The sequence below is a fragment of the Photobacterium sp. R1 genome (assembly GCF_054600795.1).
Map to the genome: position 1 here is coordinate 1 of NZ_BAAHZP010000177.1, position 383 is coordinate 383.

Sequence of the window (383 nt, forward strand, 5' to 3'; positions counted from 1 at the left end):
TACTCAGAAGAGCAAGGCCAGAATGGTACGGAACAAGTGCCGTGCCTGAAACTCTGTCCGGCTCCGGTGCAGAAAATGCGCACAGGTGAACTGCCCTTACCGCACATGGGATGGAATACCATTACCCCGGAAGAGGGTCACCCCCTGTTCAAAGGCATTCCTGCTGGCAGCTATTTTTATTTCGTCCACAGTTACGCCATGCCAGCGTTTAACACCGAGCAAGGCAGAACGATAGCCAGCTGTGAATACGGCCAGCCCTTTACTGCAGCAGTGCAAAGCGGCAATTACTACGGGGTTCAGTTCCACCCTGAACGCTCCGGTAAAGCCGGTGCGCAACTGATTCAAAACTTTCTCGATATGTAGGACGACAAGGACTGGTTATG

Annotated in this window: 1 protein-coding gene; it reads left to right on the forward strand. The window is 52.7% G+C overall.

Features of this window, described 5'->3' with window-relative positions:
* Positions 1–363: imidazole glycerol phosphate synthase subunit HisH (gene hisH, locus ACYP03_RS24555; protein ID WP_459782457.1), on the forward strand; the 363-nt coding region annotated here is incomplete at its 5' end.
* Positions 364–383: the final 20 nt, after the last annotated feature.